Here is a 2,728-nt window from a genome sequence, read left to right on the forward strand (position 1 = left end):
TAAATCACTCAACCTATCACAGAGGTTTTGTTAGCGACTTACTGTATCAAGTCCCTGCAATACCACCTGCAAATGATTACTCAGTATATTTGAGAGATATTCACGGAAATGAATAAAGGATACTTAATATAGAATAAAAAAGATATTAAATTTCGGTTCACATTTTAACCAACTATTTTTGTTCGCAAATGCAGACGATATGGTTCCAACTATTCTGGAGATGAAATTGAAAATTGTTTACTTGGCAGATCATAAAGAACAGCTCTCTAAAGTAGCTGAATGGTACTTTGATGAATGGGGGCACTTTCTCGAAGACCCATTAACAAATATATTTGTCACAAGATTAGAAAGTTGTCTTAATAAGACTAAGTTTCCGTTAGTTATTATAGCTATGGAAGGAGACAAGCTTATAGGTGCTGCTCAAATCAAGCTCAATCAAATGTCTATTTACCCAAATAAAGAGCATTGGTTGGCTGGAGTCTATGTTGAGCCTAAGCATCGAGGAAACAATGTTGCAGCTCTTCTTATTGAAAAAATTCAAGAGATTGCAATTGCATTAGGTGTAGAAGTATTGCATTTACAAACAGAACATCTGTCAGGTGGCTTATATTCAAAGTTGGGTTGGCAGCCAGACGAACTAGTTAATTTCCGTAGTACAGATGTTATGGTTATGTCTAAAAATCTCGGTTAACAACCGCATATCAAGCAACTTAATAGGGACTAGAAACAGCAGGCTGTTCGCTTCGATCTATTTTAGCCCACTATTTTTGTGTTAAGGCTTAGATTTTCTCTAAGAAACAGCCTGCTTTATGCGTTCTGAATACGTTACCTCGTGCCTTTAAAGTTCTTAGGATTAATTTTAGGGGCTCGTTTTTTTATTGAATTTGGCTGTTAGAGTTATTCTACTGCCTCTTTAGGTATCAACATATGAAACTCCCATTTATCACTCTAGTTTTACTGTGCTGTTCATGTTCAACTCACTACCAGATCAATAGTAACAGCGTAGATCATGTTTCATGGAATGAAGGGCAAGGAAAAGTTGTTCAACATGTTAATGGTGCAGATCCTAAAACATTTCAGGAGCTTCTGCCGTTCTACGGCAAAGATCAAAATGGAGTGTTTTGGGGCTCGTCAATTATTGAAGGTGCGGATTCTGCTACTTTCGTAGCCATAGATAATTACTATGGTGTGGATGCATACCATGGAATCGTCAAAGGTAATGTGATTTTAGAGTCTGACGGTGCAAGCTTTGAATATCTTGGAAACAACTGGTCACGAGATTTTTCTAGTTATTTCTATAATGGAGAAAGACTTGATCTTTGTGACTACGATACTTTCAAAATAATTAAAAGCTTGCTATCAGACAGAGCCCGAGACAACAAATGCCTTTATGATAAGAGTAAAACTGTTCCTATAAAAGACGCTGAGTCTTTGGTAGTGCTTCCAGCTAATTATGCAAAAGATAGATTTCATGTCTACTGGGCGGCTTCAATCATAAATGGGGCCGACCCACTAACCTTTGTAGTTAAAGATAAACGTTCGTTATCAATTGCGAAAGATAAAAATGCATGTTACAGCGGTGCTCAGATTTTATCTTGTATTGACTTAAATGATGACGGTCAAAAGTTTTGTGGGTGTAATCAATAAATGTCTAATAAATTTGTTAAACGCGCCGTACGATGCAATTTTACTCGTTGTTGTTTATCAATAGCGCACAAATAATACCTTGATATCCTATTCGGAAATGGCGTTAATTATTTAATGGAGTAGTCCTTAAAATGAATCTGATAAACTATTTAAACGAGAACTATTTGACAAAAGAACAGTTGTTAGATTTATCCGAAATTAGCGAAGCTCAAGCTAAAAGCTTATTCGGATAGCTGAATATATCTAATCCCCACTCACATCGCACTTAATAGGTGCGAACAACGAAGTTTAGTAAAATAAGCATGAGGCTTTCATATAATGGAATTAGATATTTTCATCGTTGATGTTTTTACAAAACAACGGTTCAAGGGGAATTCGGCGGCAGTGATCCCTTTAGATAATTGGTTAGATCCAGTTATGATGCAACAAATCGCCACACAAAATAGTTTTTCTGAAACAGCCTTCATCAAGGCTTTAACCGAAAATAGGTATGAAATTCGTTGGTTTTCACCTATAACTGAAATCGACTTTTGTGGTCATGCAACATTGGCATCTTCATTCGTTATATTCAATCATTTTGGTTATCAGGGTGAAATAGAGTTTCTGACATTAGAAGTTGGCACTTTGGTAGTGAATCAACTTAGCGATGGAAGAATTGAGATGAGCTTTCCTAACCAATGCCCAGACCCTGTCATCGATGTACCTCCAGCATTGCTTGAAGGCTTGTCTTATGAACCAGTTCATGTATTAAGGAATAGGCAAGCTTACTTTGCTGTGATGTCTTCAGAGTATGAAGTTATGTCGATAAATTATAACGCTGAGCGACTAAAACTATTGGCTCCGTTTGATGTTGTCGTTACAGCTCAGGCTCAGGCTAAGGATTACGATTTTATATCTCGTTATTTTTGGCCGGCGCCTGGTGGAGACGAGGATCCAGTTACCGGTTCAATACATTCAGGTCTTGCCCCGTATTGGGCTGAGCAGCTTTCTCAGTGTATTTTAGTTGGTTACCAGCCATCAAAACGCAGTGGCATTGTGTTCTGTAAGCTAGTTTGCAACAGCGTGTTGGTCACTGGTCTTG

3 protein-coding genes are annotated in these 2,728 nt (G+C 37.6%); all 3 read left to right on the forward strand.

Annotation, left to right across the window (positions count from 1 at the left end; genetic code table 11):
- The first annotated feature begins 199 nt into the window (after positions 1 to 199).
- Positions 200 to 691 (forward strand): GNAT family N-acetyltransferase, encoded by a 492-nt coding sequence (locus tag H5202_RS20130; RefSeq protein ID WP_259397401.1) that lies wholly within the window; start codon positions 200 to 202, stop codon positions 689 to 691.
- A gap of 236 nt (positions 692 to 927) precedes the next feature.
- On the forward strand, positions 928 to 1,647 hold the full coding sequence (locus H5202_RS20135) for a DKNYY domain-containing protein (protein WP_182773629.1): 720 nt from the start codon (positions 928 to 930) through the stop codon (positions 1,645 to 1,647).
- Between the two features lie 318 nt (positions 1,648 to 1,965).
- On the forward strand, positions 1,966 to 2,728 hold a 763-nt coding region (locus H5202_RS20140; protein ID WP_182773630.1), incomplete at its 3' end, for a PhzF family phenazine biosynthesis protein.

Origin of the sequence: Shewanella sp. SG41-4 (assembly GCF_014164505.1) — a bacterium.
Lineage (GTDB): Bacteria > Pseudomonadota > Gammaproteobacteria > Enterobacterales > Shewanellaceae > Shewanella.

What these genes read in the sequence shown, in the direction of transcription:
- H5202_RS20130 (WP_259397401.1), top strand. Translation starts at nt 200, where the DNA reads ATGGTTCCAACTATTCTGGAGATGAAATTGAAAATTGTTTACTTGGCA.
- H5202_RS20135 (WP_182773629.1), top strand. Translation starts at nt 928, where the DNA reads ATGAAACTCCCATTTATCACTCTAGTTTTACTGTGCTGTTCATGTTCA.